Here is a 26,647-nt window from a genome sequence, read left to right as displayed (position 1 = left end):
CGGATCCTCCCCCGCGCCGTGCAGGTCCGCGTGCTCGGTGACGTGCTGGAACGGCCCGCCTGCACGGTCCCGCCGCGACAGCGGGGGCCGGGGCGGGAGGGTCCGCTCAGCTGATCCAGACGACCCCGGCCTGGCGGCCGGTGACGCCGTCGCGGCGGTGGGAGAAGAGGAAGCGGTCCTCGACGGTGCACCGGGGGTCGTGCACGACCTGCCCGACGCCGGCACCGCGCAGCACCTCGGCCAGCCCGGCCCGCAGGTCCAGCCCCGGCGTCCCCCTGCGGGTGCGCACCGCCGCGGCGGGCGCCACCCGGGCCACCTCGACCTGCATCGCCCGCGGCACCTCGTAGCAGGCGCCGCAGACGGCGGGCCCGAGCAGCGCGGTCACGTCGGCGGGGCGGCTGCCCAGCTCCGCCATGGCGGCCAGCGCGGCGGGGACCACGCCGCCACGCACGCCCTCGCGCCCGGCGTGCACCGCGGCCACGACGCCGGCGGTGGCGTCGGCGAGGAGGACCGGGACGCAGTCGGCGACCAGCGCGCACAGCACCAGCCCCGGCGTGCGGGTGACGACGGCGTCGGTGCCCTCCAGCGGACCCTCGACCGGACCGTCGACGACGGCGACCCGCGTGCCGTGCACCTGGTCCATCCACACCAGCCGGTCGGCGGGGACGCCCAGCTCGCGGGCCAGCCGCTCGCGGTTGGCGGCGACGGCGACGACGTCGTCGCCGACGTGCGAGCCGAGGTTGAAGGAGTCGTACGGGGGGACGGACCGGCCGCCTCGCCGGTCGGTGACGACCCGTCGGGGTCGCACCGCCGACGAGGCGGCCGGGGCGGAGCTCACGGTGCGGTCCCGGTGCAGGGGCCCGCCACGAGCTCGCGAGTGGTGGGGGGCACGGGGGTCCCCCTACTGGCGGAGGAACTCCGGGATGTCGAGCTCCTCCTCGAAGTCCTCGTTGGACAGCGGACGACGGCCCGCGGCGGGGTTCGGGTTCGCACCCGGGACGGGCGGCAGCGGCGGCACGGTGATCCCGCCGCCGGTGGTCGGCCGGCCGGGCATCTGGGACGTCGACGGCGGGTTGGACTGCACCTGCTGCGGCTGCGCCGAGCCGACCAGCCGCTCCCCCGTCGGGACGCCGGCGACCGGCTGCGGCTGCACCACCGGCATCCGCGGGGAGGTCGGCGCGGCCACCGGGGCAGCGGCCGGCACCGAGGCCATCCCGGCGTCCTTGCGGCCCTGCGGCTTGCCGCCGTCGAAGCCGGCGGCGATGACGGTGACCCGCACCTCGTCGCCGAGGGCGTCGTCGATCACCGCGCCGAAGATGATGTTGGCGTCGGCGTGCGCGGCGTCGGAGACCAGCGAGGCGGCCTCGTTGATCTCGAACAGGCCGAGGTCCGAGCCACCGGAGATGGACAGCAGCACGCCGTGGGCACCCTCCATCGAGGCCTCCAGCAGCGGGCTGGCGATGGCCTGCTCGGCGGCCAGCAGTGCCCGGTTGTCCCCGCGCGCGCTGCCGATGCCCATGAGCGCCGACCCGGCGCCGGACATGACCGACTTGACGTCGGCGAAGTCCAGGTTGATGAGGCCGGGCGTGGTGATCAGGTCGGTGATGCCCTGGACACCGGAGAGCAGCACCTGGTCGGCGGTCCGGAAGGCGTCCATGACGCTGACGTTCCGGTCACCGAGCTGCAGCAGCCGGTCGTTGGGGATGACGATGAGCGTGTCGCACTCGTTGCGCAGCTCCTCGATGCCCGACTCGGCCTGCACGGCCCGCCGCTTGCCCTCGAAGGAGAACGGGCGGGTGACCACGCCGATGGTCAGCGCGCCGAGCTTGCGGGCGATCGAGGCGACGACCGGCGCGCCACCGGTGCCGGTGCCGCCGCCCTCGCCGGCGGTCACGAAGACCATGTCGGCGCCCTTGAGCACCTCCTCGATCTCCTCGCGGTGGTCCTCGGCGGCCTGGCGGCCGACGTCGGGCTGCGCGCCCGCGCCGAGCCCGCGGGTGAGCTCACGGCCGACGTCGAGCTTGACGTCGGCGTCGCTCATCAACAGCGCCTGCGCGTCGGTGTTGATGGCGATGAACTCGACCCCCTTGAGGCCGACCTCGATCATGCGGTTGACCGCGTTCACCCCGCCGCCGCCGATGCCGACGACCTTGATGACCGCGAGGTAGTTGTGCGGAGGTGTCATGTGGGGCTCCCGACCTCGACCCTCATCCTCAAGTAAAGCCTTATAGTTATGTCAACTGGGTCGACGCGCACGAAGTTAGGTGGGCGTTCACGGGCCCTACAAGCACCCTCCCGGGCCCGGCGTGTCGAACACGCGTGTCCCCACCGATCTCGGACGACTCGCTGGTCACACCTGCACCACAGTGGGTGACGACCCGCCTGGCCGACGTCTCAGGTCCAGGTCGAGGGCCGGGACATGCCCGGCGCCGGGAACTCGGGAAGTGATCTGCGGTGTCGGGCGTGTCGTGTCGCCGCGCGTGTCGGAGTGGGTTCCTGACGGACACGCCGAGACACCGGACGACGACCCAGCGCAGTCCCCGCTACTGCCGCGGGACGCGTCCCATCAGGAAGAACTCCTCGTTCGGCGGGATCGCCGCCCAGTGCGCCAGCCGGTTGGACAGCGCGAACAACGACACGATCGCCCCGACGTCCCACACGTCGTCCTCGGTCAGGCCCTGGCCGCGCAGCCGGTCGAGGTCGGCAGCGGTGACCGCCGCCGGGTCCACCGCCAGGCGCACGGCGACCTCGAGCACCGCGTGCAGGCGCTCCGACACCGGCGCCTTGCGCCAGTCGACGGCGACCTGGTCGGCCAGGTACGGGTCGCGGGCGCGGATCCGGGCGATCGCCCCGTGGGCGACCACGCAGTACAGGCAGCCGTTGGCCGCGCTGGTGGCGACCACGACGAGTTCCCGGTCGGCCGTGGACAGCCCCGGCGTGTCCTTGTCCATGAGCGCGTCGTGCAGCGCGAAGAAGGCGGCCGCCTCGTCCGGGCGCCAGGCCAGGGCGGCGAAGACGTTGGGCAGGAAGCCCGCGCGCTCCTCGACGTCGGCGTAGCGCTCGCGCAGCTGCTCGGGCAGCTCCTCGCGCGGGGGGACGGGGAAGCGGCTGATCGGCCCGGTGCTCACCCAGCCACCCTGCCCCGCCACGCCCGCCGCGGCCACCCACCGGGACCCGGCCCCGTCCCGGGCACCGACCCGAGCCTCGCGGCCCCGTCCCGAGGCTCGCCGCGAGCTCGCGAGCGGTGAGGAGGACGGGGTCCTCCTGTCATCGGAGGACGACCGCCGCCGGCGTGCTGACGTCGATGGTCCCGGCCGGCTCGAGCCTCCCGGCCTCCAGCTGCCCCAGCAGCGCGATCAGCGCGTCGGCCTTGTCGCGGGCCCGTTCCTCGCTCCCCCAGAGCACGGTGGTGCCGTCCTCGAGGGTGAACGTGACGTCCTCCGCGCTGGTCGCCCGGGCCTCGGCCAGGTCGACGCGGACGCCCCGCGGCAGCGCGACCAGGGCCGACAGCGCCGCTCGGGTGGCGCGGTCCTCGGGGCCGGGGTCGGCGACGTCGAGGGGCACCACGCCGACCGGCGGATAGCCGGTGACCGTGTCGAAGAGGACCCCGTCGGGGTCGACCAGCGTGCGCGTGCCGGCCTCCTCCACCACCGCGACCGGCACCCGCTCCACCACGGTGACGACGACGCTGCGCGGCCAGCCGCGGGTCACCTCGACGTCGGCCACCTGCGGCAGGCGGGCGACGCGGGCCTCGGCGGCGTCGACGTCGACGCGCAGCAGCGGCGTCCCCTCGTCGATGCCGGCGACGTCGACGACCTCGGCGGTGGTCAGCGTGCCGGCGCCGTCCACCCGCACGGTGGAGACGGCCAGCACGGGACTCCCCCACAGCAGCCACGCCAGCAGGCCGAGCACCGCGACGAGCACGCCGCCGCGGACGAGCAGCCGTCGCCGGCGGGCCGCCGGGTGGCGACTCGACGGGCGGCGGGCGACCGGACGGCGGCGGGGACGCGCCTCGGTGCCGGCCCGGGAGGACCCCCCGCCGCGCGCGCGGTCGTTGGTGGTCGTCCCCGAGCGGCTCACCGCGCAGGACCCCCCGGGCCGCCACCTTCCGGCGCGAACCGGGCTCGCAGCGCCTCGAGCACCTCCGGGCCGACCATCGAGACGTTGCCCGCGCCCATGGTGATCACCAGGTCGCCGGGCCGTGCCCGTTCGGCCAGTGCCGGGGCGGCCGCCGACCAGGACGGCTCGAAGTGCACCTGCCCGGCCGGCAGCGCCACGGCGTCGGCCACCATCGCGCCGGTGACGCCGGGGACCGGGTCCTCGCGGGCGCCGTAGACGTCCATGACCACGACCTCGTCGGCCAGGCCGAGCGCCGTGCCGAACGCGGCGGCGAACTCCCGGGTGCGGCTGTACAGGTGCGGCTGGAAGGCCACGACCACCCGGCCGGTGCCGGCGACCGCCCGCGCCGCGCGCAGCTGGGCCTCCACCTCGGTCGGGTGGTGGGCGTAGTCGTCGTAGACCCGCACCCCGCCGACGCTGCCCTTGAGCTCGAAGCGCCGGTGCACGCCGCCGAAGCGGCCGAGCCCGGTGATCAGGCCCTCGGCGGGCAGGCCCAGCTCGAGCCCGGCCAGCAGTGCGGCGGCGCTGTTGCGGGCCATGTGCTCGCCGGGCACCCGGATGGACACCCGGCCGAGCACCTCGCCGTCGAGGACGGCGGTCCAGTCGGTCGTCTCCGGCCCGACCTCGACGTCGACCAGCCGCAGGTCGCTGTCCTCGGCCGTGCCGTAGGTGCGCACCCGCGCCGGGGTGGGCACGGTGCGCAGCCGGGCCGCGCCGGGGTCGTCGGCGCACAGCACGAGGAAGCCGGCCGGGTCGATGGTCTGCAGGAAGCGGTCGAAGGCCGCTTCCACCGCGGCGAGGTCCCCGTAGTTGTCCAGGTGGTCGGCCTCGACGTTGGTGACGATCGCACCGTGCGGGGCCAGCAGCAGGAACGAGCGGTCGCTCTCGTCGGCCTCGGCGACGAAGACGTCGCCCTCGCCGGCGTGCGCGTTGCTGCCCGACTCGTTGAGGTCCCCGCCGATGGCGAAGGAGGGGTCCGCACCGCAGGCCTGCACCGCGACGGTGAGCATCGAGGTCGTCGAGGTCTTCCCGTGCGTGCCGGCCACCGCGACGCTGCGCTTGCCGGCCATCACCGCGGCCAGCGCCACCGCGCGGGGCAGCACCCGCAGGCCCCGCTCGCGGGCGGCGGCCAGCTCGGGGTTGTCGTCGCGGATCGCGGTGGAGACGACGACGGTGTCGGCGTCCCCGAGGTGGGTCGGGTCGTGGCCGAGCTCCACCCGGGCGCCCAGGGCCCGCAGCGCCAGCAGGGTCGGGGTGTCGCGGCGGTCGCTGCCGGAGACCGGGACGCCGCGGGCCAGCAGGATCCGGGCGATGCCGCTCATCCCGGCCCCGCCGATGCCGATGAAGTGCACCGCGCCGAGCTCCTCGAGGCTCGGCACCGGGTCGGCCCACGCGGCCACCGCAGCGGCGCTCATCGCCCCGCCACCTCCAGCACGATGTCGGCCAGGCGTTCGTCGGCGTCCCGGGCGCCGGCGGCCGCGGCGTGCGCGGCGTACCGGGCCAGCGAGGCCGGGTCGGTGACCATCGGGATGACGTGCTCCTCGATCCAGGACGGTGACAGGTCGACGTCGTCCACCAGCAGTCCTCCCCCCGCCTCGACGACGGGCAGCGCGTTGAGCCGCTGCTCCCCGTTGCCGATCGGCAGCGGCACGAACACCGCGGGGAGCCCGACCGCGGACAGCTCGGCCACCGTCACCGCGCCGGACCGGCACAGTGCCAGGTCGGCGGCGGCGTAGGCGAGGTCCATGCGCTCGAGGTAGTCGACGACGACGTAGGGGGCGTGCCCGGGCGCGCGCGGCGGCACGGTCACGTCGGTGTTCTTGGGCCCGCGGGCGTGCAGCACCTGCACCCCGGCGGCGGTGAGCGCGTCGGCGGCGCCCACGGCGGCGCGGTTGAGCGAGGCGGCGCCCTGCGACCCGCCGAAGACCAGCAGCGTGGGCCGGTCGGGGTCCAGGCCGAAGGCGGCGCGGGCCTCCGCGCGGCGGGCCGGGCGGTCCAGCGTGCTGATCGCCGTCCGCAGCGGCATGCCGACGTGCTCGGCACCGCGCAGCGGCGTCCCGGGCGCGGTGACCGCGACCCGCGCGGCGACCCGCGCGCCGACCCGGTTGGCCAGGCCCGGCAGCGCGTTCTGCTCGTGCACGACGACGGGCACCCGCTCCCGGCGGGCGGCCAGGTAGGCCGGCAGCGCCACGTAGCCGCCGAAGCCGACGACGACGTCCGCGGACAGCTCGCGCAGCAGGGCCCGCGCCTCGGACACCGAGCGGACCACGCGGCCGGGCACCCGCAGCAGGTCGACGGTGGGCTTGCGCGGCAGCGGCACCGGCGGGATGAGCCGCAGGTCGTAGCCGCGGGCGGGGACCAGCCGGGACTCCATCCCCCGGGCGGTGCCCAGGCAGGTGATCCGCAACCCGCCCTGCACCGCGCCGCGGCGCAGCAGCGCGTCGGCGAGGGCGAGCATCGGCTCGATGTGTCCGCCGGTCCCGCCGCCCGCGAGGACGACGCTGACGCCCCCCCTGCTCCCCGGTTCGCTCCCGCGGGCCGTTCCGCTCCTCGCTCGTTCCCCGCTGATGGGCCTCCGCCCCTGTCCGCTCACCGCGGCCGCCGCGAGGACTCGGTGGCGCGGGCCCGGGGCGGCGGCTGCCGGCGCGCCTCGGGTACCCGGCCGCGGGCCTCCGTCGTCCGCCGCTCGCGGGCGGGCCCGCGCTCGCGCGGGGCGCGCTCCCCCGGCGGGACCGGGACGACGCGGGCGACGGTGCGTGCGCCGGGGACGGCGGTGCGGCGGGCGGGACGCCCGGACGCGCGGTCCTCGGCCGGCCGCTCGGGACGGCGGGCGCGGCGCGGGCGCACCGCGTCGACGGCCGGCTCGGGCACCGGCAGCAGCCAGCGGGACAGCCAGCCGCGCTCGGCCCCGCGCAGGTGCTCGACCGCCTCGGGCTCGGAGCGGGCGAAGCGGATGAGCAGGCCCACGATGAACAGGGTGAGCACCAGCGAGGTGCCGCCGGCGGAGACCAGCGGCAGCGTCAGGCCGGTGACCGGCAGCAGACCCACCACGTAGCCCATGTTGAGCGCCGCCTGGCCGACCAACCACACGGTGATCGCCACGCAGGCCAGCTGCACGAAGCGGTCGCCCGTGCGCCGGGCGATCCGGAAGCCGGCCCAGGCCAGCACGCCGTAGAGGGTGACCACGACCAGGCAGCCGAGGAAGCCGAGCTCCTCGCCGATGATCGCGAAGATGTAGTCGGACTCGGCCTCGGGCAGCAGGTTCCACTTCATCGCGCTGTTGCCCAGCCCCACGCCCCACAGCCCGCCGGTCGCCAGCGCGTAGAAGCCGCGGATGGCCTGGAAACCGGTGTCGGACGGGTCGGCGAACGGGTCGAGGAACGAGGTGACCCGCTCCATGCGGTACGGGGCGACGGCGACCATGAGGGCCACGGCCGCGACCCCGGCGGCGAAGAACGCGGCGAACCAGCGGCGCGGCAGGCCGCCGGCCCACAGCAGGCCGACCAGCACCAGGCCGAGGCTGACGACCCCTCCGAAGTCCGGCTCGAGGATGAGCAGGAGCGACAGGACGGTGAACACCGGCAGCAGCGGGACCAGCAGCGTCCGGACGGTGAGGAAGCGGTCGCGCATCGCCAGGATGTGCGCACCCCACAGCGCGAACACCAGCTTGGCCAGCTCCGAGGGCTGGAAGTTGGTGAAGCCCAGGTCGATCCAGGCCCGGGAGCCGTTGAGCTGCATGCCGATGCCGGGGACGAGCACGGCGACCAGCAGCACCGCCGCGACCAGCAGGGCGATCGGCGCCCAGCGGCGCACCAGCCCGACCGGCAGCCGCACCGCCACCAGCAGCGCGCCCAGGCCGATGAGGGCGAAGACGACCTGGTCGACGCCGGGCCGCCAGGCGGGCTGGTCGTTGAGCGCGGCCTCGATCGCGGAGGCGGAGAAGACCATGACCAGGCCGATGGCCAGGAGCATGCCGGCCGCGCCGACGACCAGCTGGAAGCTGGTCATGGGGCCGTCGAGCCAGGGCGGCGGCGCGAACCGGCGGACCGGCGTCCTGCGCCCGGTCCCCCCGGTCCGGCGCCGTCCGGGAACGGTCGGGACGCCGGAGGACTCCATCCGGTCATCGTGACCGCTGGCGCGGGTCTCCCGGCGCACCGTGGGGGCGTGTCGCAGTGGTGAGGTGCTGGAACGGCCGTCCTTCAGCAGAAGGACCCCCTGCCCCCGACACTCGCGAGCTCGCGCCGGGACCCTGCAGGGGGCCGACGCGGCGTGGGGGGAGGGTGGTCCTGCTTCACAGGCCCGCGATGGCCAGCCAGTCGGCGTAGAACAGGCCCAGCCCGAACGCGACCGACATCCCGGTCACCAGCCAGAACCGGACGATCACCGTGTTCTCGGTCCAGCCGGCCAGCTCAAAGTGGTGGTGCAGCGGGGCCATCCGGAACACCCGGCGGCGGGTGGCGCGGAAGAAGGCCACCTGGATGACCACCGAGAGCGTGACCGCGACGAACAGCCCGCCGAGCACGACGAGCAGCAGCTCGGTGCGGGTCACCACGGCCAGGCCGGCCAGCAGCCCGCCGAGCGCGAGCGAGCCGGTGTCGCCCATGAAGATCCGGGCCGGGCTGGTGTTCCACCACAGGAAGCCCAGGCAGGCGCCGAGCCCGGCGGCGGCGACCAGGGTGACGTCGAGCGGGTCGCGCACGATGTAGCAGCCCTCCATCAGCTCGCTGGTGCAGTCGTGGGTGAACTGCCAGAACGAGATGATCGTGTAGGCGCCGCAGACCATCGCCGAGCAGCCGGCGGCGAGCCCGTCGAGACCGTCGGTCAGGTTCACCGCGTTGGAGAACCCGGCGATGAACAGGTAGGCCAGGACCACGAAGCCGATCGACCCGAGGAACAGCGGGTCGATGTCGCGGACGTAGGAGACGAACTCCGAGGCCGGGGTGATGCCGGCCTCGTCCGGGAAGTTCAGCGCCAGGACGGCGAAGGCCACGCCGACCACCAGCTGACCGACGAGCTTGGCGGTCTTGTTCAGCCCGAGGCTGCGCCGGAAGCGGATCTTCAGGTAGTCGTCGAGGAACCCGACGGTGCCCAGGCCCACCATCAGGAGGAGCACGAGCAGCCCGCTGGCCGACGGCCCGCGGCCGGGCTGGTCGATCAGGAACAGGTGGGCGATGAAGTAGCCCCCGACGGTGGCCCCGACGATGACGGTGCCGCCCATGGTGGGCGTGCCCTTCTTCGCCAGGTGGCTCTCGGGCCCGTCGTCGCGGATCTCCTGGCCGAAGCCCTTGCGGCGGAACAGGTGGACGGCGACCGGCGTGGCCAGGATCGAGATGATCAGCCCGAACGCGGCCGCGATCAGGATCGACCTCACGTGCCTGCCCCGGTGTCGAGCAGGTCGGCCGCGAGCACCTCGAGCCCGTAGGACCGGCTGGCCTTCACCAGCACGACGTCACCGGGCACCAGCACCTCCGTGAGCAGTTCCCGGGCGGCCGCCCGGTCGGGCACGCGCACGGCGCCCCTCTCCGTGTCGCAGTCCTCGCGAGCACCCGCGGCGAGCGCTCCGTCGGCTATCCCCACCGCATCCGGGCCGACGGCCACGACGAGGTCCACCCCGGCGGCCACGGCGTCCCGACCCAGCCGCTCGTGCTCCTCGGCGGCGCCGGGGCCGAGTTCGGCCATCGCCCCGAGCACGGCGACCCGGCGCCGCGCGGGCAGCCCGGCCAGCGCGGACAGCGCGGCGCGCATCGACTCGGGGTTGGCGTTGTAGGCGTCGTTGACCACGGTCACGCCGTCGTCCCGGCGGGTGACCTCCATCCGCCAGCGGCTGCGCGGCACGGCGGCCGACAGCGCGCCGGCGACGTCCTCCGGTGTCATCCCGGCGGCCAGCGCGGCGCCGGCGGCCGACAGGGCGTTGGCGACCTGGTGGGCGCCGACGACCTGCAGCCGCACCGCCGCGCGGACACCGCCGGTGACCAGCGTGAAGCCGGCCCGGCCGGCCTCGTCGAGGACGACGTCCTCCGCGCGGACGTCGGCGTCCGGCGACCGGCCGGTGGTGACGACGCGGGCCCGGGTCCGCGGCGCCATGCCGATCACCCGCGGGTCGTCGGCGTTGAGGACGGCGGTGCCCTCGGCCGGCAGCGCCTCGACCAGCTCGCCCTTGGCGACGGCGATCCCGTCGGCCGAGCCGAACTCGCCCAGGTGCGCCGAGCCGACGTTGAGGACGACGCCGACGTCGGGGCGGGCCACCCGGCACAGGCGGGCGATGTGACCCCGCCCGCGCGACCCCATCTCCAGCACGAGGAAGCGGGTGTCCTCGTCGGCGTCGAGCACGGTGAGGGGCAGGCCGATGTCGTTGTTGTACGAGCCCGGCGGGCTGACCGTGGGGCCCGCGGTGGCCAGCACCTGGCCGAGCAGGTCCTTGGTGCTGGTCTTGCCGGAGGAGCCGGTGATCCCCAGGGTGGTCAGCCCCCCGTCGGCCAGCCTCGTGTGCACCGCGGCGGCCAGCCGGCCGAGCGCGGCGACCGGCTCGTCGACGACCACGCAGGGCAGCGCGTCGTCGGGGCGGGTGCTCAGCGCGGCGACCGCGCCGGCGGCCGCGGCGGCACCGAGGAAGTCGTGCCCGTCGACCCGCTCCCCCGGCACGGCGACGAACAGGTCGCCGGGCGCCACGGCGCGGGAGTCGACGGTGACGCCGGTGACGGTGCCGTCGCCGCGGGTCAGCCGGCCACCGACCGCCTCGGCCACCTCGGCCAGGGTCATCTGGATCACGCTGGGGGCTCCACTCCGGCCGGCGCGCACCGCGCCAGGGCCTCGCGCAGCACGGCGCGGTCGTCGAACGGGTGCAGGGTGCCGGCCACCTCCTGGCCGGTCTCGTGGCCCTTGCCGGCCACGAGGACGGCGTCGCCGGGCCGGGCGCGGGCGACGGCGGCGGCGATGGCGGCGCGGCGGTCGCCGATCTCCAGCACGTCGCCGCGCCGGTCCGCGGGGACGCCGGCCAGCATCGCCGCGCGGATGGCGGCGGGGTCCTCGGATCGGGGGTTGTCGTCGGTGACGACCAGCAGGTCGCTGGCGCGGGCCGCGGCCTCCCCCATCGCCGCCCGCTTGCCCGGGTCGCGGTCGCCGCCGCAGCCCAGCACGGTGATCACCCGGCCCGGGGTCGAGGCGCGCAGCGCGGCGAGCGCCGTGGCGACGGCGTCGGGGGTGTGCGCGTAGTCGACGACGGCGACGAACGGCTGGCCGGCGTCCACCGGCTCCATCCGGCCGGGCACCACCGTCCCGGCCAGCCCGGTCAGCGCCGTCTCGACCGGGACGCCGACCGCGTCGAGCAGCGCCACGGCGAGCACGGCGTTGGCGACGTTGAACCGGCCGGGCAGCCGCACCCGGGCCGGCCAGGAGCGCCCGTCCGGCCCGGTCAGCGTGAACGCCGTCCCGCCGGTGGGGGCGGGGACGAGGTCGGTCGCCGTCCAGTCGGCGTCGGCGCGCTCGATCGAGACGGTGACCGCGCGGCCGCCGAGCATGTCGGCCAGCCGCCGCCCGTGCGCGTCGTCGACGTCCACCACCTCGACGGCGGCGCGGCCGTCGAAGAGGCGGGCCTTGGCCTGGAAGTAGTCCTCGAGGTCGGTGTGGAAGTCCAGGTGGTCGCGGCCGAGGTTGGTGAACCCGGCCGCGGCGAACGGGATGCCGCCGACCCGGCCGAGCACCAGGGCGTGGCTGGAGACCTCCATGACCACCGTCTGCACGCCGGAGTCGACCATCCGGGCCAGCAGCGCGTGCAGGGCGGGGGCCTCCGGCGTCGTCCGCACGCTGGGCAGGGTGGTGACCGTCGGCGTCCCGTCCGGGGCCGAGCCGCGGGTGCGGGTCTCCACGGTGCCCACCAGGCCGGTGCCGCGGCCGGCGGCGACCAGGCCCGCCTCGACCAGGTAGCTGGTCGTGGTCTTGCCGTTGGTGCCGGTGATCCCGATGACCTGCAGTCGCCGGGCCGGCTCCCCGTAGACGCGGGACGCGACCGCACCGAGCAACCCGCGGGGGTCGTCGACGACGCACACCGGCAGGCCGGTGGCGGCGGCCTCGTCGCGGCCGGTGGGGTCGGTGAGGACGGCGACCGCGCCGCGCGCCGCGGCGTCGGCGGCGTACCGCGCTCCGTGGGTGCGGGCGCCGGGCAGGGCGGCGTAGAGGTCCCCGGGGCCGACCTCCGCCGACGCCAGCGTCACGCCGGTGACCGAGGTGCCGGGGTCGCCCTGGACGGGCGGGCCGAGCAGGTCGGCGAGGTCGGCGAGGGTCAGCGCGTCGGTCCCCGTCGACCGGGGCGTCGTCTCCCTCCCGCTCTCGCTCACGGGACTCCAATCTACCGGCGGGCCGCTCGCGGCCCGCCGCCCACACGCGGAGGGCGCTCCACCGCCGAGCCCGGTGACGTGGTGGCCGCCCCCTGCGGTGTCCCGCGCCGGCCCGGTCCAGGGGTTCGCCGCGAAGCCGGTGACGAACGGGAACGGCCCCCTGCAGGGCCCCGCCGGGAGCCTGCGAGCGGTGGGGGGCAGGGGTCCTTCTACTCCGGGCCGGTCAGCACGAAGTCGGGGCGGGGCGTCCCCGACGGCACGATGCCGTCGGCGGTCAGCGCCTGGCGCATGACGTCGGCGAAGACCGGGGCGGCCACCTGGCCGCCCTCCTCGTTGCTGGTGGGCCGCTCGAGGTCGACGGCGACGACGTACTGCGGGTCGTCGGCCGGGGCGAAGCCGACGAACGTCGTCACGTAGCCGCCGCCGGCGTAGCAGTTGCACGTGGGGTTGGCCCGCTGCGCGGTGCCGGTCTTGCCGGCCACCCGGAAGCCCTCGACCTGCGCCAGCGGGGCGGTGCCGCCGGGCCCGACGACGGCCTCGAGCATGTGGGTGACACCGTCCGCGGTGGCCTCGCTGAGCACCCGCGTGCTCTGCGGCGCCGGGGTCGGCTCGCCACCCACGGCGGAGACGATGCGCGGCGGGATGCGCACCCCGCCGTTGGCGATCGCCTGGTAGACCGAGGCCATCTGCAGCGTGGTCACCGAGACGCCCTGCCCGATCGGCACGTTGGCCGAGCGGCTCTCGGTCCAGTCCGCGGAGTCCTGGAGGATGCCGGCGCTCTCGCCGGGCAGCTCGATGCCGGTGGTGCTGCCCAGGCCGAAGGCCCTCAGGTACTCCTCGAGCTTCTCGTCGCCCACCTCGCGGGCCAGCATGATCGTGCCGACGTTGCTGGACTTGGCCAGGATGCCGGTGACCGTCCAGTCGATCGGCTGGTGGTCGTGGGCGTCGCGCACGATCCTGTCCCCGGCCCGGATGTGCCCGTCGACGCTGAGCACCGTGTCCGGCGTGGCCTTCCCCTCCTCCAGGGCCGCCGCGAGCGTGACCGCCTTGAGCACCGAGCCGGGCTCGAAGACGCTGGAGACGAGCGGGTTGCCCAGCAGCTCCGGATCGGTCCGCGAGTAGTTGCCGGGGTCGTAGCCCGGGCAGGACCCCATCGCGGCGACCTGACCGGTGTGCACGTCGAGGACGACGGCCGAGGCGCGGGCGGTGGCGCCGTCCTGGCAGGCCTCCTGCAGCCGCTGCTCGGTGACGAACTGCAGGTCGGAGTCGATGGTCAGCTCGACGGTCCGGCCGTCGACGGCGGGCGTGGACTCGTCGATGCCCGAGGGGATCGGGTGCCCGCCGCTGCCGACCTCGACCCGCCGCTCCCCCGGCGTGCCGGCGAGCTGCTCGTCGAGGGTCTGCTCGACGCCGGCCAGCCCCTGGCCGTCGCGGCCGGTGAACCCGACGACCTGCCCGGCGACCGACCCGGCGGGGTAGCGGCGCACCGGGTCGTCCTCGGAGAAGATCCCGGCCAGCCCGAGCTCGTCGACGGCGTCGACGGTCTCCGGCGGTACCTGCGAGGCCAGGACGACGTAGCGGCCGTCCTCGGAGAGCAGGTCGGTGAGCTCGGAGACCGGGACGTCGAGCAGCGTGGTCAACGCCAGGGCCGTGCGCTCCGGGTCGGCCACCAGGGTCGGGTCGGCGGTGACGCGGAACGCCTCGGCGGTGTAGGCCAGCGGGTTGCCGTCGCGGTCGACGACCGAGCCGCGCAGGGGGGCGATGTCCTGGACGCGGATGCGGTCCTGGGTGGCCGCCAGGGCGTACTGGCCGCTGTCGACGCCCTGCAGCAGCCACAGCTTGCCGGTGATGACCAGCAGCGGGACGACGACGAGGACGAACCCGACGCTGTAGCGGCGGCGGCTGGTCCGCAGCACCCCGGGCACCCGACGGCTGCCGGGGGCACGGCGGGAGGTGAACGCGCCGGTCGCACCGCCGCGCAGCGGGGCACGGTCGGCGGGACGCCGGCGGGGGGCGGGCGGGCGCGGTGGGGTCGGCACGGTCAGTCCCCACCCCCGGCCACCGGCGGTGCGGGCAGCTTCGGGACCTCGCTGGGCTCCGGGTCCTCGGCCGGCACCGCCTCGCCGCGCAGGGTGACGCTGCCGTCCTCCCCGACGACCAGGTAGGCGGCCGGGCCGGCGGGCACCATGCCGGCCTCGCGCGCCGCGCGCGCCAGCTCGGCGGGCGTGCCGCCGGCGATCACCTGCTGCTCCAGGCGCTGCACCTCCTGGGCGCGGTCCTCGTTGGCGGCGGCGAGCTGGGTGGCCTTGAGCGAGTTGACCGCGATGGCGGTGTTGAGGAACAGCAGTCCCAGCGTCGTGGCCACCAGCAGGGTGACGACGAGCAGCACGAAGGACGCACGGTGGGCGCCGACCGCGCTGCGCAGCCGGGACGCCGGCGAGCCGGAGGTGCTCCGGGGCGCCGGGCCGGGCGCCTGGGTCGGGCGGGCGGCGGTGCGGCTGCGCAGCGAGCCGGTGCGCACGGGGGCGGTGTGGGTGCCGGCGGGGCGCGCGGGCGCCGGGGCGGCGGTCCGCGCGGTGCGCGAGTCGGCAGCCGGCCGCTCGCCGGTCGCCGGCCGCTCCGAGACAGCCGGCCGCTCGCCGGTGGCTCGGGGGGCCGGGCGGACGGCGGTGAGCGGGGGCGGGGTCCGGCGGCCGGGGCGGTCCCCGGACGGGTTCCCCGCCGCGCGGGCGGTGGCGCTCATGCGGCCTCCTCACCGTCGCTGGTCGGCCGCGTCCGCGGCCCGTGCGTCGTCCTCCTCGTCGGGCACGACGTGCCTGCCGCCGCGGCGCTCACGCGGCCCGCCGGATGCGCTCGGCGGCCCGCACGCGGGCCGATGCGGCCCGCGGGTTGGCCGCGACCTCCGCCTCGGAGGGCGCCTCGCCGCCGCGGGTCAGCAGCCGCAGCGTCGGGCCCAGCTCGGGGAGGGGTACCGGCAGGCCGGGCGGCGTGCGGTCCACCGCACCGGCGGCGAGGGTCTGCTTGACGATGCGGTCCTCGAGGGAGTGGAAGGTGATCACGGCGATGCGGCCGCCGACGGCGAGCGCCTCGAGTGCGGCCGGCAGCGCCCGCTCGAGCACGCCGAGCTCGTCGTTCACCTCGATGCGCAGCGCCTGGAAGGTCCGCTTGGCCGGGTGGCCGCCGGTGCGGCGGGTGGCGGCGGGGATCGAGTCGCGCACCAGGTGCGCCAGCCGCTCGGTGTGCGTGAACGGCGCGCGCTCGCGCTCGCGGGCGATGGCCTGCGCGATGCGGGTGGCGAAGCGCTCCTCGCCGTAGACGCGCAGCACCCGGGCCAGGGCGGCGGCGGGATAGGTGTTGACGACGTCGGCGGCGGTGCGCGGCGCCGACGGGTCCATCCGCATGTCCAGCGGCGCGTCGGCGGCGTAGCTGAAGCCGCGGTCCGGGCGGTCGAGCTGCAGCGAGGAGACCCCGAGGTCGAACAGGACCGCCTGGACCTCGGTCAGGCCGAGCCGGTCGAGGACCTCGGGCAGCTCGTCGAAGACGGCCGGGACGACGGTGGCCCGGTCGGCGACGCCGGCGTCGGTGAGCCGGCGGGCGGCCTCGGCGCGGGCGTCGGGGTCGCGGTCGAGGCCCACCAGCCGCAGCCCGGGGTGGGCGCGCAGCAGGGCCAGCGAGTGCCCGGCCAGGCCGAGGGTGGCGTCCACGAGGACGGCGCCGTCGGCGGCGCAGGCCGGGGCCAGCAGGTCGGTGACCCGGTCGAGCAGCACGGGCACGTGCACCGGGGACGCGCCCTGCCCTCCCGGTGCCGGCTCCGTGCTGCTCATCGTCGGCGGCTCCTGAACGGGGTCGGGGCGCCCTCGGGGGCGCGGGGGCCCGTCCATGGTGGGGCTGGTCGGCGGTCGGCGGGCGGAGCGCGGCGGCGTTTCGGCGGGGTCGGGGCGCGCTCCTGGGGCGGGTGGGGCGCGGTGGGGACCGTGTGACCGCCCGGCCGTCCCGTGGGGTGCCGTGGGGTCCCGGCCCGGGGGACGCGCCCGGCCCGCCCCCCGCGGGGTCCGCCTGGCGCCGGGGAAGTACGTCAGGTGGAGCCCCGCGGGGACGGGCGGGCCCGCGCCGGTGGGGACCGGCGGCGCGCCCGGTGGGCGGTGCGTCTCCTCCGGCGCCGTGTGGGTCCGAGCCGCGGGGAAGGTGGCTCGGGCCTGCCCGGTCGAGCCGCGGGGAAGTCGGCTCGGTCGGGGGGTGGGGCCCGGAGGGGTCGGAGGGGCGGGACGTCGGCTCAGGAGAGGGTGGGCATCCCCTCGCTCTCCATGTCGGCGTAGATGGCCTCCTGCTCGGCCACGTAGGCCTCCCAGGTGGCGGCGTCCCAGATCTCGAAGCGGGTGTCGACACCGACGACGACCACGTCGCGGTCGAGGCCGGCGTACTCGCGCAGGTTGGCGGGGATGGTGATGCGGCCGGTCTTGTCCGGCTCGACCTCGACCATCGACCCGAAGCTCATGCGCGCGCGCATGCGGGCGGCGGCGGTGTCGGAGGGCGCCATCGCGGCGGCCGCGGCGCTCTGCTCGGCGACCCGGGCCATGGTGAGGCCGTAGATGCAGCGCTCCTGGCCCTTCTTGATCACCATGCCGTCGGCCACCTGCTCGCGGAAGCGGACGGGGAGTGCGAGCCGGCCCTTCTCGTCGAGGCGCAACGGGTAGCTGCCGACGAACACCGGATCACCTCCCCCATCGGTCCTCCTCGCACTCCGGGGCGCCCCCGGGACGGGCCGTACCTCCCCACCGAGCCACACAGTAACCCACTCCGCCCCACCGGACACCACTCGACACCATGTCGTGATCGACCCTCCCCACCGCCGCTCTCGCAGGTCAGCGGCCCGGACGCGGGCCCCGGCCGCGAGGTGGGGCGCGGTGGGGTGCCGTCCCCCCGCGCCCCACCAGCGGAGCCCTCCGGGAGAGCCCGGCGCGGGGTCCGGTGGGGAGCCGGAACGGGCCGGGTGGGCGTGTGCGACGCCACGCCCGGGAGGCGTCCCGGCACGTAACGTTGATGACGTGACCGAGCTCGCGAGGTCACGCACGGGCAGGGCACCGCCGGACACGCGGCCGACGAGCGCCGGCGAGGAGACCCCGTGACCGAGCTCGCGAGGTCGCGCACGGACACAGCACCGTCGGACACGCAGCCGACGAGCGCCAGCGAGGAGGTTGCGTGACCGAGGTGACCCCGACGACCGCGGACACAGCGGTCCCGGTCGACGTCGCGGCGGAGGGCGCCCGCATCGCGGCGAACATGGCGCGGGTCGTCCACGGCAAGCCCGACGTCGTCCACCTCTCACTGGTCGTGCTGCTGGCCGAGGGGCACCTGCTGGTCGAGGACGTGCCCGGCGTCGGGAAGACCACGCTGGCCAAGGCGCTGGCCGCCTCGGTGGACGCGAGCGTGCGGCGCATCCAGTTCACGCCCGACCTGCTGCCCAGCGACGTCACCGGGGTGTCGGTCTACGACCAGGAGACGCGCGAGTTCGAGTTCAAGCCGGGGGCGGTGTTCGCCAACATCGTGGTGGCCGACGAGATCAACCGGGCCTCCCCCAAGACCCAGTCGGCGCTGCTGGAGTGCATGGCCGAGCGGCAGGTCACGGTGGACGGCGTCAGCTACGAGCTGGCCCGGCCCTTCCTCGTCATGGCCACGCAGAACCCGATCGAGATGGAGGGCACCTATCCCCTCCCGGAGGCCCAGCGCGACCGGTTCACCGCCCGGGTCTCCATGGGCTACCCCGACCGCGAGGCCGAGCTGGCGATGCTCGACGACCTGGTGACCACCGACCCGCTCACCACGCTGACCCCGGCCACCGACGCGGCGGGGGTCCGTGCGCTGGTCGCCGCCGTCGGCCGGCTGCACGTCTCCGAGGCCGTGCGCCGCTACGTCGTCGCGCTGGTCGAGGCCACCCGCCGCTCCCCCGACCTGCGGCTCGGCGCCTCGCCGCGCGCGGGCCTGCAGCTGCTGCGGACCGCCCGCGCCACCGCGGCGCTGGCCGGCCGCGACCACGTGCTGCCCGACGACGTGCAGGGCATGGCCGTGCCGGTGCTGGCGCACCGCCTGCTGCTCACCCCCGACGCCGCCGCCTCGCGTCGCACCGCCGAGCAGGTGGTGGCCGACCTGCTGAGGACCGTGCCCGTCCCCCGCGGACGCTGAGGTGGCCGGCCCGGTCGCCACCGCGCTGGCGAGCCTCACGCTGCGCGGCCGCTGCCTGGTCGCCGCCGGGCTCACCCTGCTGCTGCTCGGCGTGCTGCTGGGTGAGCAGCCGCTGGTGCAGGTGGCGGTCTTCGTGCTGGCGCTGCCGCTGCTGTCGGCCGTGGCCGTCGCCCGGCACCGCTTCCGGGTGGCCTCCCGCCGCACCGTCACCCCCGCCCGGCTGCCCCGCGGGCGGGACGCCGAGGTGCAGCTGGAGCTCAGCAACGCCGGCCGCGGCACCGGCGGGCTGTGGCTGCTCGCCGAGACCCTGCCGCGGGAGCTGGGGCCGACCCCGCAGTTCGTCGTCGACCGGCTGCCCGGCGGACGCTCCACGACGCTGCACTACCGCGTGCACGGCGGACGACGCGGCCGCTACCGGCTCGGACCGCTGAAGCTGCGGCTCGTGGACCCCTTCGGCCTGGTGCTGCGCAGCGTCGTGGGCACCGACAGCGCCGCGCTCGTCGTGGTCCCGCGGGTGGTGCCGCTGGGCCCCGGCGGCCCGGGGGGCGGGCACGGCGCCGGCGGCTCGGGGGCGCGCCGCTCGCTCGCCGTCCACGGCGAGGACGACGTGAGCACCCGGCCCTACCGGCAGGGCGACGACCTGCGGAAGGTGCACTGGCGGGCCACCGCACGCACCGGGGAGCTCATGGTGCGGCTGGAGGAACGGCCGTGGCGCGCGCAGGCGACCCTGCTGCTCGACACCCGGGCCCGCGCCCACCTGGTCGCCCGGCCCCTGCCCGCCGACCGCCGGGCTGCCCCTCCCGGCCCGGACACGCCTCCGGCGGACAGCTTCGAGTGGCTCGTCGAGGCGGCGGCCAGCATCGGCACCGAGCTGCTCGCGCGCGGCGCCACGCTGCGGGTGGTCACCGAGGGCGCCGAGCTGACCGGCGCCGACTCCGGCGCGGGGCTGGGCGGCGAGGAGCTGCTGGACCGGCTCGCGGGGGTGGTGCCGTCCCGGCTGGCCGGCCTGGACCCCGGCCTGGCGCTGCTCACCCGTGCGGCCGGCGAGGGCCCGGTCGTCGCGCTGCTCGGCGCGATCGGCCCGGACGAGGCCGCCGAGCTGGTGCGGGTGCGCTCGGGCCCGGCCACCGACCTCGCCGTCCTCACCGACGTCGGCAGCTGGGCCGAGGTCGAGGCCGCCCGCCGCCGGCGGCCGGTCGGCGCGGGGGCGCGCGCGGAGCTGACCCGCCAGCAGGAGGCGGCGGCGGACCTGCTGCGTGCCGGCGGCTGGCAGGTGGCCGTCGCGGGCGCCGGCGACACGGTCGCCGACGTGTGGGCCCAGGTGGCCCGGCCCGGCGTCCTGCAGGTCGGCGTCCGATGAGCGGCGACACCGCGCGCGACCTGCTGCGCGACGCCGGGACGACGCTGGCCGCCGCGGTCGCCACCGCCCTCGGCGCCCTCGCCCTGGTGCCGGTCTTCGCCGACGCCGACTGGCGGCCGCCCGTGCTCGCGGCGGTCGTCGCGGTCGCCGCGGGCGGCCTGCTGCTGCGGGTGGCCGGTGCCGCGCTGGCCGACCGGCTGACCCCCGACGGCGCGGCCCCCGGCTGGTGCACCGCGCTGGTCGCCCTCGCCGTCCCGTTCGGCCAGCTGGTCGTGCTGGCCTGCGTCCTCACCGCGCTGTTCGCCCCGGACCAGGCGTGGGGCGGCTGGCTGCCCACCGGCGGCAGCCTCGGCGACCTCGGCACGGTCATGGCCGAGGGCACGGTGGAGATGGCCGAGCAGGCCACGCCCGCCCTGCCGCTGACCGGGCTGGTCGCGCTCACCACGCTGCTGGCCGGCCTGGTCGCGGTCGCCGTGGACCTGGTCGCCGTCGGTGCGCGGCAGCCGGCGCTGGCCGGGCTGGGGCTGCTGGTCCTGTTCTGCGTGCCGGTGAGCACGGTGACCGGGTCGATCGGTGTGCTGCCGGTGGCCGCACCGGCCGCGGGGCTGACGCTGCTGCTCTTCGCCGACCAGCACCGGCGGCTGGGCCGGCGCTCGCCGGGGGGACGGCGCCCGCTGCTGGGGGCCGGGACGCTGACCGCCGTCCGGACCGGGGCGGCGGCCGTGGTGCTGGGCCTGGTGGTCGGCGCCGTCGTCCCCACGCTGAGCGAGGGCAGCTTCTCGGGCGGCTTCGGCCCCGGTGGAGGCGGCGGCTCGACGGGGACCGCCCTCGACCCGGCCGCGGCCCTGCAGGGCCAGCTGACCCGCGACGAGCCGGTCGACCTGCTGCGGCTCAACGCCTCGGTGCCCGACCCCGGGTACCTGCGGGTCGTCGCGCTGGAGGTCTACGACGCCGCGGAGGGCTGGACGGTCGGCAACCTCGACGGCGAGACCGACGTCGCCGATGAGGCCGAGCTCGCCGCCCTCCCCGGACGGCGCGGGGGCCGGCCGGTCGACGCGCTGGTCACCGCCCTGGGCCACCAGGACCGCTTCCTCCCGGTGCTGTACGCGCCGGTGTCGGTCGACGTGGCCGAACCCGACCGCTGGCGCTTCGACCCGGGCACCGGCACGGTGTTCGGCCGCGACGTGTCGACCGCCGGGCAGACCTGGTCGGTCGCGGCGATCGAGCCGCGCCCCACCGCCGAGGAGCTCGCCGAGGCCCGCCCGCTGCCGCCGGGGCTGCCGCTGGTGCAGCGCTACACCGCCCTGCCCGACCTCGACCCGGGCGTCGACGAGCTGGTCGCCACGCTGACCGCCGGGGCGCAGACCCCCCAGGAGCGGGTGCGGGCCGTCTACGAGCACTTCACCGACCCGGCCAACGGCTACGAGTACTCGCTGTCCACCGCGCCGGGCACCAGCGGCGACGACCTGGCCGACTTCCTGCGGCTGCGGCAGGGCTACTGCGAGCAGTACGCCGGGGCGATGGCGGCGCTGGTCCGGGCGGCCGGCGTCCCGGCGCGGGTGGTGCTCGGCTACACCCCCGGGACGGTGCAGCCCGACGGCAGCCGGCTGATCACCAGCGACGACGCGCACGCCTGGGTCGAGGTCTACTTCGACGACCTGGGCTGGGTCCCCTACGACCCGACCCCGATCGACACCGACCGCGCCGTCGAGCTGCCGTGGGCGCCGCGGCCGCAGGACCTGGAGGTCGACCCGCGCACCGACCCGACTGCCGCGCCCCTGCCCGCCCCCACGGTCCCGACGCCGCAGGCGCAGCCGACCCCGCAGGGCGTGCCGGTGCCGCAGGCCACGCCGCAGCAGGCCGACTCGTGGGTGCCGGCCGCCCTGCGCACCGCGGGCGTCGTCCTCGCCGTCCTGGCGCTGGCGGCGGTGCCGGCCGGGCTGCGGGTGCTGCAGCGCCGCCGCCGGCTGGCCACCGGCAGTCCGGCGGCGCTGTGGGACGAGCTCGCCGCCACCGCGCTGGACCTCGGCCGGACCGCCGACCCGGCCCGGACGCCGCGGCAGGTGGCCGAGGCCCTGGCCGAGGCGGCCGAGCCCGGCGGCGGCGCGCACCGGCCGGGCCGGCGCGCGGTCGCGGGGGCCGGGGTCGCCGCGGCGGTCGCCCGGCTGGCCCGGGCCGAGGAGGCGGCCAGCTACGCCCGCCCCGGCAGCGTCCCCGCCGTCGGCCCGGAGCTGCGCGCCGACCTGGCCACCGCCCGCCGCGGGCTGCTGGTCGCGGCGCCGCGGGGTGCCCGGCTGCGCGCGCTGCTCTGGCCGCCGTCACTGCTGGCGGGGCTGCGCGCGGCCCTGCCCCGGCTCCGGTGGGGCGGCCGGACGGCGCTGCGCGGCTGAAGGACCCCGTCCAGAGGCTCACCGTGCGCAGGGTCACGGTGAGCCTCTGGACGGGGCCTGGCCCTGCGGGGGCCGATTCAGGCCGGCCGGTCGACCTGCAGGCGCAGCAGCCGCTCGGTCAGCTCGGTCAGCGGCACGGTGAGGGTGAACCGGCCGCCCTCGGACTGCAGCCCCGCCTCGTGGACGCCGGCGGCCACCCACTCGGGGATCGCCTCGAGCAACGCCTCGACGCCGAGGAACACCGGCCCCTCGCCGGGCTCGGCGTCGGACATCGACTCCTCCTCGGCCCGGTCCGCCGCGGTCCACAGCGGGACGACGTCGTGCCCGTCGCCATCGGTCCAGGGGGCCACGCCGTCCTCGTCGCCCCAGGCCCACAGGCCACCGCCGGCAGCGAGGTCGTCCCACACGGCGGTCGTGTCAGGGTCGGTCACGGTGCCTCCTGCGGGGGTCGGGCCGGGAAAGACGACAGCCGCCGTCCGGGAGGGACGGCGGCTGTCGTACGGGGCTGCGGGCTACTGGTCGTAGCGGCGGCGGAAGCGCTCCTCGAGCCGGTTCTTCAGCGGCTGCCGGCGGACCTTGCCGGCGCGACCGCGACCACCCCGGCCGGAGGCCGCACCGCCGGCCGGTGCCCCGGGACCGACCTCGACGCCGCCGGTGGCCGAACGGTAGTTCAGGACGGCGAGGGCGAGCCCGCCGAAGGCGACCAAGAAGCCGAGGGCACCCAGCGGCACCGACGGGATCACCGCACCGCCGATGAGCGCGGCCATGCCCACCACGAACAGCAGGACGCCCAGCTGCAGCTTGCGACGGGCCTTGCCGCGGCGGTCACCGGAGCGGACCGACGAGGCGAACTTGGGATCGTCATCGACGAGGGCGCGCTCGATCTGCTCCAGCAGTCGCTGCTCGTGCTCGGAGAGCGGCACGTCGACCTCCACGTGGGCCAAAGCCAAGACCCGACGGCGGTGCCCGCCGTCGGTGACACCGAGGATACGAGCCCTCCGCGGGGTGCGAAAGGCGGGCCGCGCCGGGCTCGCCGTGATCACCCCGGCGGGTGGCCCGCGGTGTCTGCGGGGAGACGAACGGGGCGACGCCGGAGTTCCCGCCACCCGGTCGGGTGCGACCTCGTCGGGCGTGCCCCGACGCCGCGTCCGGCTCACCGGGTGCGCTGTCCGTCGCGGTGCAGCAGCGTCGCCGGGCGGACCGCGCCGGCGCCGAACCGGCGGGCGGCGCGGTCGGCGGCCAGCTCGGCCTCCCGGCGGCCGTGCTCCCGGGCGCCCAGCTCGAGCTGGCGCGGCGTCTCCCCGGCCGGCACCAGGCGCTCGGCGCGCACACCGACCAGCCGGATGCGGGCCCGGTCCAGGCCGAGGGCGTCGAAGAGGGCACGGGCGGTGTCGTAGAGCTCCTGCCCGACGTCGGTGGGGACGTCGAGGGTGCGGCTGCGGGTGATCGTGGCGAAGTCGGCGAAGCGGACCTTGATCGTCACCGTGCGGGCCAGCCAGCCGGCCGAGCGCAGCCGGCCCGCCGTCCGCTCGGCCAGCCGCAGCAGCTCCCGGTGGATGACGGCGGGGTCGTCGACGTCCGTGCCGAAGGTCTCCTCGTGCCCGGTCGACCGCTCCGGCTCGTCGGGCACCACCCGCCGCGGGTCGCGCCCCCAGGACAGCTCGTGCAGGTGTGCGCCGGCCGCCGGGCCCACCGCCCGCTGCAGCGTGCGCACCGGCACGTGCGCGAGGTCGCCGACGGTGCGCAGCCCCAGCCGCAGCAGCACCTCCTCGGTCCTGGCACCCACCCCCCACAGGGCGCCGACCGGCAGCGGGTGCAGGAACCCCATGACCTCGGCCGGCCGGACGACCAGCAGCCCGTCGGGCTTGGCGGCGGTGGAGGCGAGCTTGGCGACGAACTTGGTGCCGGCCACGCCGACCGAGCAGGTGATGCCCTGCTCGTCGAAGACGCGGGCGCGCAGGTACTCGCCGATCTCGGCGGCGTCGCCCAGCCGCCGCCCGGCGCCGGACACGTCGAGGAAGGCCTCGTCCAGGCTCAGCGGCTCCACCAGCGGGGTGATCGAGCGGAACAGCGCCATGACCGAGCGGGACACCTCGGCGTAGAGCGCCATGTCCCCCGGCAGCACCGTCGCCGTCGGGCACAGCCGCAGCGCGCGGGACGTCGGCATCGCCGCGTGCACCCCGTAGCGGCGCGCCTCGTAGGTCGCCGAGGTGACCACCCCGCGGTTGCCCGCGCCGCCGACGATCACCGGCGTCCCGGCCAGCTCCGGCCGGCGGCGCACCTCGACGCTGGCGAAGAACGCGTCCATGTCGACGTGCAGCACGGTGCAGCCCGCAGCACGGGACGACGACCCCGACGACACCCGACCCCTCCCCGTTGCTCGAACGCGTGTTCGACCGACGGGAGGACGCTAACGCCCACGCCACCCCGGGGGCACCTCGACGCGGCGTCGTGACCCGGACGTTGCCGACGGCCCGTCACCGCTGGTCGAGGCGGGTGTGTGAGAGCAGGATGCGGGAGGTACAGCACCCCGGAGGGTCGCCGGCCGGCGGCCCGGACCCGACGTGATGGGAGACCCATGGCTCTCGACGACGACGACATGACCAGCACCGAGGGCCACGGCCCGGCCGACGGCGGCGCGGCGGGTGGCGGTTCCGACGGCGGCGCGGACGGCGGCGCCGACAGCGGCGCGGGCCACGGCCCGGCCGACGGCGGCGCCGTCGGTGGCGGTTCGGACGGCGGTGCCGATGGTGGTGCCGACGGCGGCGCGGACGGTGGTGCCGATGGTGGTGCCGACGGCGGCGCGGACGGTGGTGCCGACGGCGGCGCGGACGGTGGTGCGGACGGTGGTGCCGACGGCGGCGCGGACGGTTCCGCCTGACCGAGGACCCCACCGCGCAGGGCCGGCCGGTCGACCGGCCGGCCCTGCGTCGGTGCACCGCCCTCGACCCGCGGGTCTTCGCCGAGGAGCACTGGGCCCGCAGGCCGCTGCTGACCCGTGCCGAGGAGACCGGCGGCTCCTTCGACGACCTGCTCGACCTCGCCGCGGTCGACGAGCTGCTGTCCCGCCGCGGGCTGCGCACCCCGTTCCTGCGGATCGCCAAGGACGGCGCGGTCGTCGACACCAAGCGCTTCACGACCTCCGGGGGCGCCGGCGCGGAGGTCGCCGACCAGGTCTCCTCCGACGCGGTGCTGCGGCTGTTCGCCGACGGCAGCACCGTCGTCCTGCAGGGGCTGCACCGGCTCTGGCCGCCGCTGATCGAGTTCGCCGACCAGCTGGCCGCCGACCTCGGCCACCCCACCCAGGTCAACGCCTACGTCACCCCGCCGTCCTCGCGCGGGTTCTCCCCGCACTACGACGTCCACGACGTGTTCGTCCTGCAGGTGGCCGGCGAGAAGCACTGGCGCATCCACGAGCCGGTGCTGACCGACCCGCTGCGCACCCAGCCGTGGAACGACCGGGCCGCCGCGGTGGCCGCCGCCGCCGAGCGCGAGCCGGTGATCGACGCGGTGCTGCGCCCCGGTGACGCCCTCTACCTGCCCCGCGGCTACCTGCACTCGGCGACCGCGCTGGGCGCGATCAGCGCGCACCTGACCGTCGGGATCCACTCGGTGACCCGCTGGGCGGCCGCGGAGAGCGCGCTCGACCTGGTCCGCGTGCTCGCCGCCGAGGACCCCGAGCTGCGCCGCTCGCTGCCGCTGGGCGTGGACCTCGCCGACCCCGCCGCGGTGGCCGACGACGTCGCGACGGTCGTGACCGCGCTGAAGGGCTGGCTCGACCGCGTCGACCCCGCCGAGGTCGCCGACCGGCTGCGGGCCCGCACCTGGTCGCAGGTCCGCCCGGAGCCGGTGGCCCCGCTGGCCCAGGCGACCGCGGCCGCCGCCCTCTCCCCCGACACCGTGCTGCGGCTGCGCCGCCGGCTGCGCTGCCAGCTGCGCGAGGCCGGCGACGGCCGGGTGACGCTGGTCGCCGGACGGCGCTCCCTCGAGCTGCCCGCCGAGACCCGGCCGGCCGTGGCCGAGCTGCTGGCCGCGGGCGAGCTGAAGGTCGCCGACCTGCCGGGGCTCGACGCCGCCGACCAGGTCACCCTGGCCCGCCGGTTGGTGACCGAGTCCATCGCCACCGTGCCCGGTGCGACCGCGGAGCACCATGGGGGGCGTGAGCACGCGCCCGGGAACGGATCGTGAGCCGGGCGGACCCCGGCCCGTGACCGAGCTCGCGAGGTCACGCACGTGCACGGCACCGCCGGTCCCGGCTGCGGCGA

22 protein-coding genes are annotated in these 26,647 nt (G+C 76.8%); 5 read left to right on the top strand and 17 right to left on the bottom strand.

What is annotated here, in order from left to right:
- Positions 1 to 106: 106 nt before the first annotated feature.
- From pgeF to mraZ, 14 genes are all read right to left on the bottom strand, one after another.
- Positions 107 to 838: a peptidoglycan editing factor PgeF gene (gene pgeF / locus ACI79G_RS02985; RefSeq protein WP_456879574.1), complete on the bottom strand. Its 732-nt coding sequence runs from the start codon at positions 836 to 838 to the stop codon at positions 107 to 109.
- Between the two features lie 63 nt (positions 839 to 901).
- A complete protein-coding gene (gene ftsZ / locus ACI79G_RS02980; RefSeq protein WP_456879573.1) occupies positions 902 to 2,185 on the bottom strand; it encodes a cell division protein FtsZ in 1,284 nt (427 codons plus the stop codon).
- Between the two features lie 358 nt (positions 2,186 to 2,543).
- Complete coding sequence (locus tag ACI79G_RS02975; protein WP_456879571.1) at positions 2,544 to 3,128, bottom strand: peroxidase-related enzyme; 585 nt, start codon at positions 3,126 to 3,128, stop codon at positions 2,544 to 2,546.
- A 139-nt stretch (positions 3,129 to 3,267) separates the two neighbouring features.
- The gene (locus ACI79G_RS02970; protein WP_456879569.1) at positions 3,268 to 4,080 is read right to left on the bottom strand and encodes a cell division protein FtsQ/DivIB; all 813 of its coding nucleotides are present in this window, start codon (positions 4,078 to 4,080) and stop codon (positions 3,268 to 3,270) included.
- Entirely contained in the window at positions 4,077 to 5,534 is a 1,458-nt protein-coding gene (gene murC / locus ACI79G_RS02965; protein ID WP_456879567.1) for a UDP-N-acetylmuramate--L-alanine ligase, read from the bottom strand. The genes ACI79G_RS02970 and murC overlap by 4 nt, the downstream gene beginning before the upstream one ends.
- On the bottom strand, positions 5,531 to 6,712 hold the full coding sequence (murG, locus tag ACI79G_RS02960) for an undecaprenyldiphospho-muramoylpentapeptide beta-N-acetylglucosaminyltransferase (RefSeq protein ID WP_456879565.1): 1,182 nt from the start codon (positions 6,710 to 6,712) through the stop codon (positions 5,531 to 5,533). The genes murC and murG overlap by 4 nt, the downstream gene beginning before the upstream one ends.
- Positions 6,709 to 8,127: a putative lipid II flippase FtsW gene (ftsW, locus tag ACI79G_RS02955; protein ID WP_456879563.1), complete on the bottom strand. Its 1,419-nt coding sequence runs from the start codon at positions 8,125 to 8,127 to the stop codon at positions 6,709 to 6,711. The genes murG and ftsW overlap by 4 nt, the downstream gene beginning before the upstream one ends.
- Before the next feature lie 283 nt (positions 8,128 to 8,410).
- Entirely contained in the window at positions 8,411 to 9,490 is a 1,080-nt protein-coding gene (mraY, locus tag ACI79G_RS02950) for a phospho-N-acetylmuramoyl-pentapeptide-transferase (protein ID WP_456879561.1), read from the bottom strand.
- On the bottom strand, positions 9,487 to 10,878 hold the full coding sequence (locus ACI79G_RS02945) for a UDP-N-acetylmuramoyl-tripeptide--D-alanyl-D-alanine ligase (RefSeq protein WP_456879799.1): 1,392 nt from the start codon (positions 10,876 to 10,878) through the stop codon (positions 9,487 to 9,489). The genes mraY and ACI79G_RS02945 overlap by 4 nt, the downstream gene beginning before the upstream one ends.
- Positions 10,879 to 10,883: 5 nt before the next feature.
- A complete protein-coding gene (locus tag ACI79G_RS02940; protein ID WP_456879560.1) occupies positions 10,884 to 12,452 on the bottom strand; it encodes a UDP-N-acetylmuramoyl-L-alanyl-D-glutamate--2,6-diaminopimelate ligase in 1,569 nt (522 codons plus the stop codon).
- A gap of 209 nt (positions 12,453 to 12,661) precedes the next feature.
- Complete coding sequence (locus ACI79G_RS02935; RefSeq protein ID WP_456879558.1) at positions 12,662 to 14,491, bottom strand: peptidoglycan D,D-transpeptidase FtsI family protein; 1,830 nt, start codon at positions 14,489 to 14,491, stop codon at positions 12,662 to 12,664.
- Between the two features lie 2 nt (positions 14,492 to 14,493).
- Positions 14,494 to 15,195, bottom strand: coding sequence for a hypothetical protein (locus ACI79G_RS02930; RefSeq protein ID WP_456879556.1), 702 nt, complete (start codon positions 15,193 to 15,195; stop codon positions 14,494 to 14,496).
- 88 nt (positions 15,196 to 15,283) lie between these two features.
- Positions 15,284 to 16,276 (bottom strand): 16S rRNA (cytosine(1402)-N(4))-methyltransferase RsmH, encoded by a 993-nt coding sequence (gene rsmH / locus ACI79G_RS02925; protein ID WP_456879553.1) that lies wholly within the window; start codon positions 16,274 to 16,276, stop codon positions 15,284 to 15,286.
- A gap of 449 nt (positions 16,277 to 16,725) precedes the next feature.
- Entirely contained in the window at positions 16,726 to 17,160 is a 435-nt protein-coding gene (gene mraZ, locus ACI79G_RS02920; RefSeq protein ID WP_091219327.1) for a division/cell wall cluster transcriptional repressor MraZ, read from the bottom strand.
- Between the two features lie 491 nt (positions 17,161 to 17,651).
- Between mraZ and ACI79G_RS02915 the strand changes: the two genes are divergently transcribed.
- The 3 genes from ACI79G_RS02915 to ACI79G_RS02905 are packed head-to-tail and all read left to right on the top strand — an operon-like array spanning position 17,652 to position 22,382.
- Positions 17,652 to 18,632, top strand: coding sequence for an AAA family ATPase (locus ACI79G_RS02915; protein ID WP_456879552.1), 981 nt, complete (start codon positions 17,652 to 17,654; stop codon positions 18,630 to 18,632).
- A 1-nt stretch (position 18,633) separates the two neighbouring features.
- Positions 18,634 to 19,992: a DUF58 domain-containing protein gene (locus ACI79G_RS02910; protein WP_456879551.1), complete on the top strand. Its 1,359-nt coding sequence runs from the start codon at positions 18,634 to 18,636 to the stop codon at positions 19,990 to 19,992.
- Positions 19,989 to 22,382, top strand: a complete 2,394-nt coding sequence (locus tag ACI79G_RS02905) for a transglutaminase family protein (protein ID WP_456879548.1) — start codon at positions 19,989 to 19,991, stop codon at positions 22,380 to 22,382. The genes ACI79G_RS02910 and ACI79G_RS02905 overlap by 4 nt, the downstream gene beginning before the upstream one ends.
- A gap of 77 nt (positions 22,383 to 22,459) precedes the next feature.
- Here ACI79G_RS02905 and ACI79G_RS02900 read toward each other — a convergent pair whose 3' ends face one another.
- The 3 genes from ACI79G_RS02900 to dinB all read right to left on the bottom strand — a co-directional run bounded on the left by ACI79G_RS02900 (position 22,460) and on the right by dinB (position 24,705).
- Positions 22,460 to 22,813 carry a hypothetical protein gene (locus tag ACI79G_RS02900; protein WP_456879546.1) on the bottom strand — a complete coding sequence of 118 codons (354 nt, stop codon included), beginning with the start codon at positions 22,811 to 22,813 and terminating at the stop codon, positions 22,460 to 22,462.
- A gap of 81 nt (positions 22,814 to 22,894) precedes the next feature.
- Positions 22,895 to 23,305: a DUF3040 domain-containing protein gene (locus ACI79G_RS02895; RefSeq protein WP_456879544.1), complete on the bottom strand. Its 411-nt coding sequence runs from the start codon at positions 23,303 to 23,305 to the stop codon at positions 22,895 to 22,897.
- Positions 23,306 to 23,535: 230 nt separating this feature from the next.
- Positions 23,536 to 24,705, bottom strand: a complete 1,170-nt coding sequence (gene dinB / locus ACI79G_RS02890; RefSeq protein ID WP_456879542.1) for a DNA polymerase IV — start codon at positions 24,703 to 24,705, stop codon at positions 23,536 to 23,538.
- 255 nt (positions 24,706 to 24,960) lie between these two features.
- Here dinB and ACI79G_RS02885 point away from each other — a divergent pair, with 255 nt between their 5' ends.
- On the top strand, positions 24,961 to 25,263 hold the full coding sequence (locus ACI79G_RS02885; protein ID WP_091219342.1) for a BatC protein: 303 nt from the start codon (positions 24,961 to 24,963) through the stop codon (positions 25,261 to 25,263).
- A gap of 308 nt (positions 25,264 to 25,571) precedes the next feature.
- Complete coding sequence (locus tag ACI79G_RS02880; protein ID WP_456879540.1) at positions 25,572 to 26,570, top strand: cupin domain-containing protein; 999 nt, start codon at positions 25,572 to 25,574, stop codon at positions 26,568 to 26,570.
- Positions 26,571 to 26,647: the final 77 nt, after the last annotated feature.

The sequence above is a fragment of the Geodermatophilus sp. SYSU D00779 genome (genome assembly GCF_054050595.1).
The sequence above is the reverse complement of the archived record's forward strand: the minus strand, read 5'-3'. Positions and strand labels throughout refer to the sequence as shown.

Excerpts from the sequence above, each read along its gene's own strand:
- ftsZ (WP_456879573.1), bottom strand. The coding sequence starts at position 2,185 with ATGACACCTCCGCACAACTACCTCGCGGTCATCAAGGTCGTCGGCATC.
- murC (WP_456879567.1), bottom strand. The coding sequence starts at position 5,534 with ATGAGCGCCGCTGCGGTGGCCGCGTGGGCCGACCCGGTGCCGAGCCTC.
- ftsW (WP_456879563.1), bottom strand. The coding sequence starts at position 8,127 with ATGACCAGCTTCCAGCTGGTCGTCGGCGCGGCCGGCATGCTCCTGGCC.
- ACI79G_RS02945 (WP_456879799.1), bottom strand. The coding sequence starts at position 10,878 with ATGACCCTGGCCGAGGTGGCCGAGGCGGTCGGTGGCCGGCTGACCCGC.
- ACI79G_RS02930 (WP_456879556.1), bottom strand. The coding sequence starts at position 15,195 with ATGAGCGCCACCGCCCGCGCGGCGGGGAACCCGTCCGGGGACCGCCCC.
- rsmH (WP_456879553.1), bottom strand. The coding sequence starts at position 16,276 with ATGAGCAGCACGGAGCCGGCACCGGGAGGGCAGGGCGCGTCCCCGGTG.
- ACI79G_RS02905 (WP_456879548.1), top strand. The coding sequence starts at position 19,989 with ATGAGCGGCGACACCGCGCGCGACCTGCTGCGCGACGCCGGGACGACG.
- ACI79G_RS02885 (WP_091219342.1), top strand. The coding sequence starts at position 24,961 with ATGGCTCTCGACGACGACGACATGACCAGCACCGAGGGCCACGGCCCG.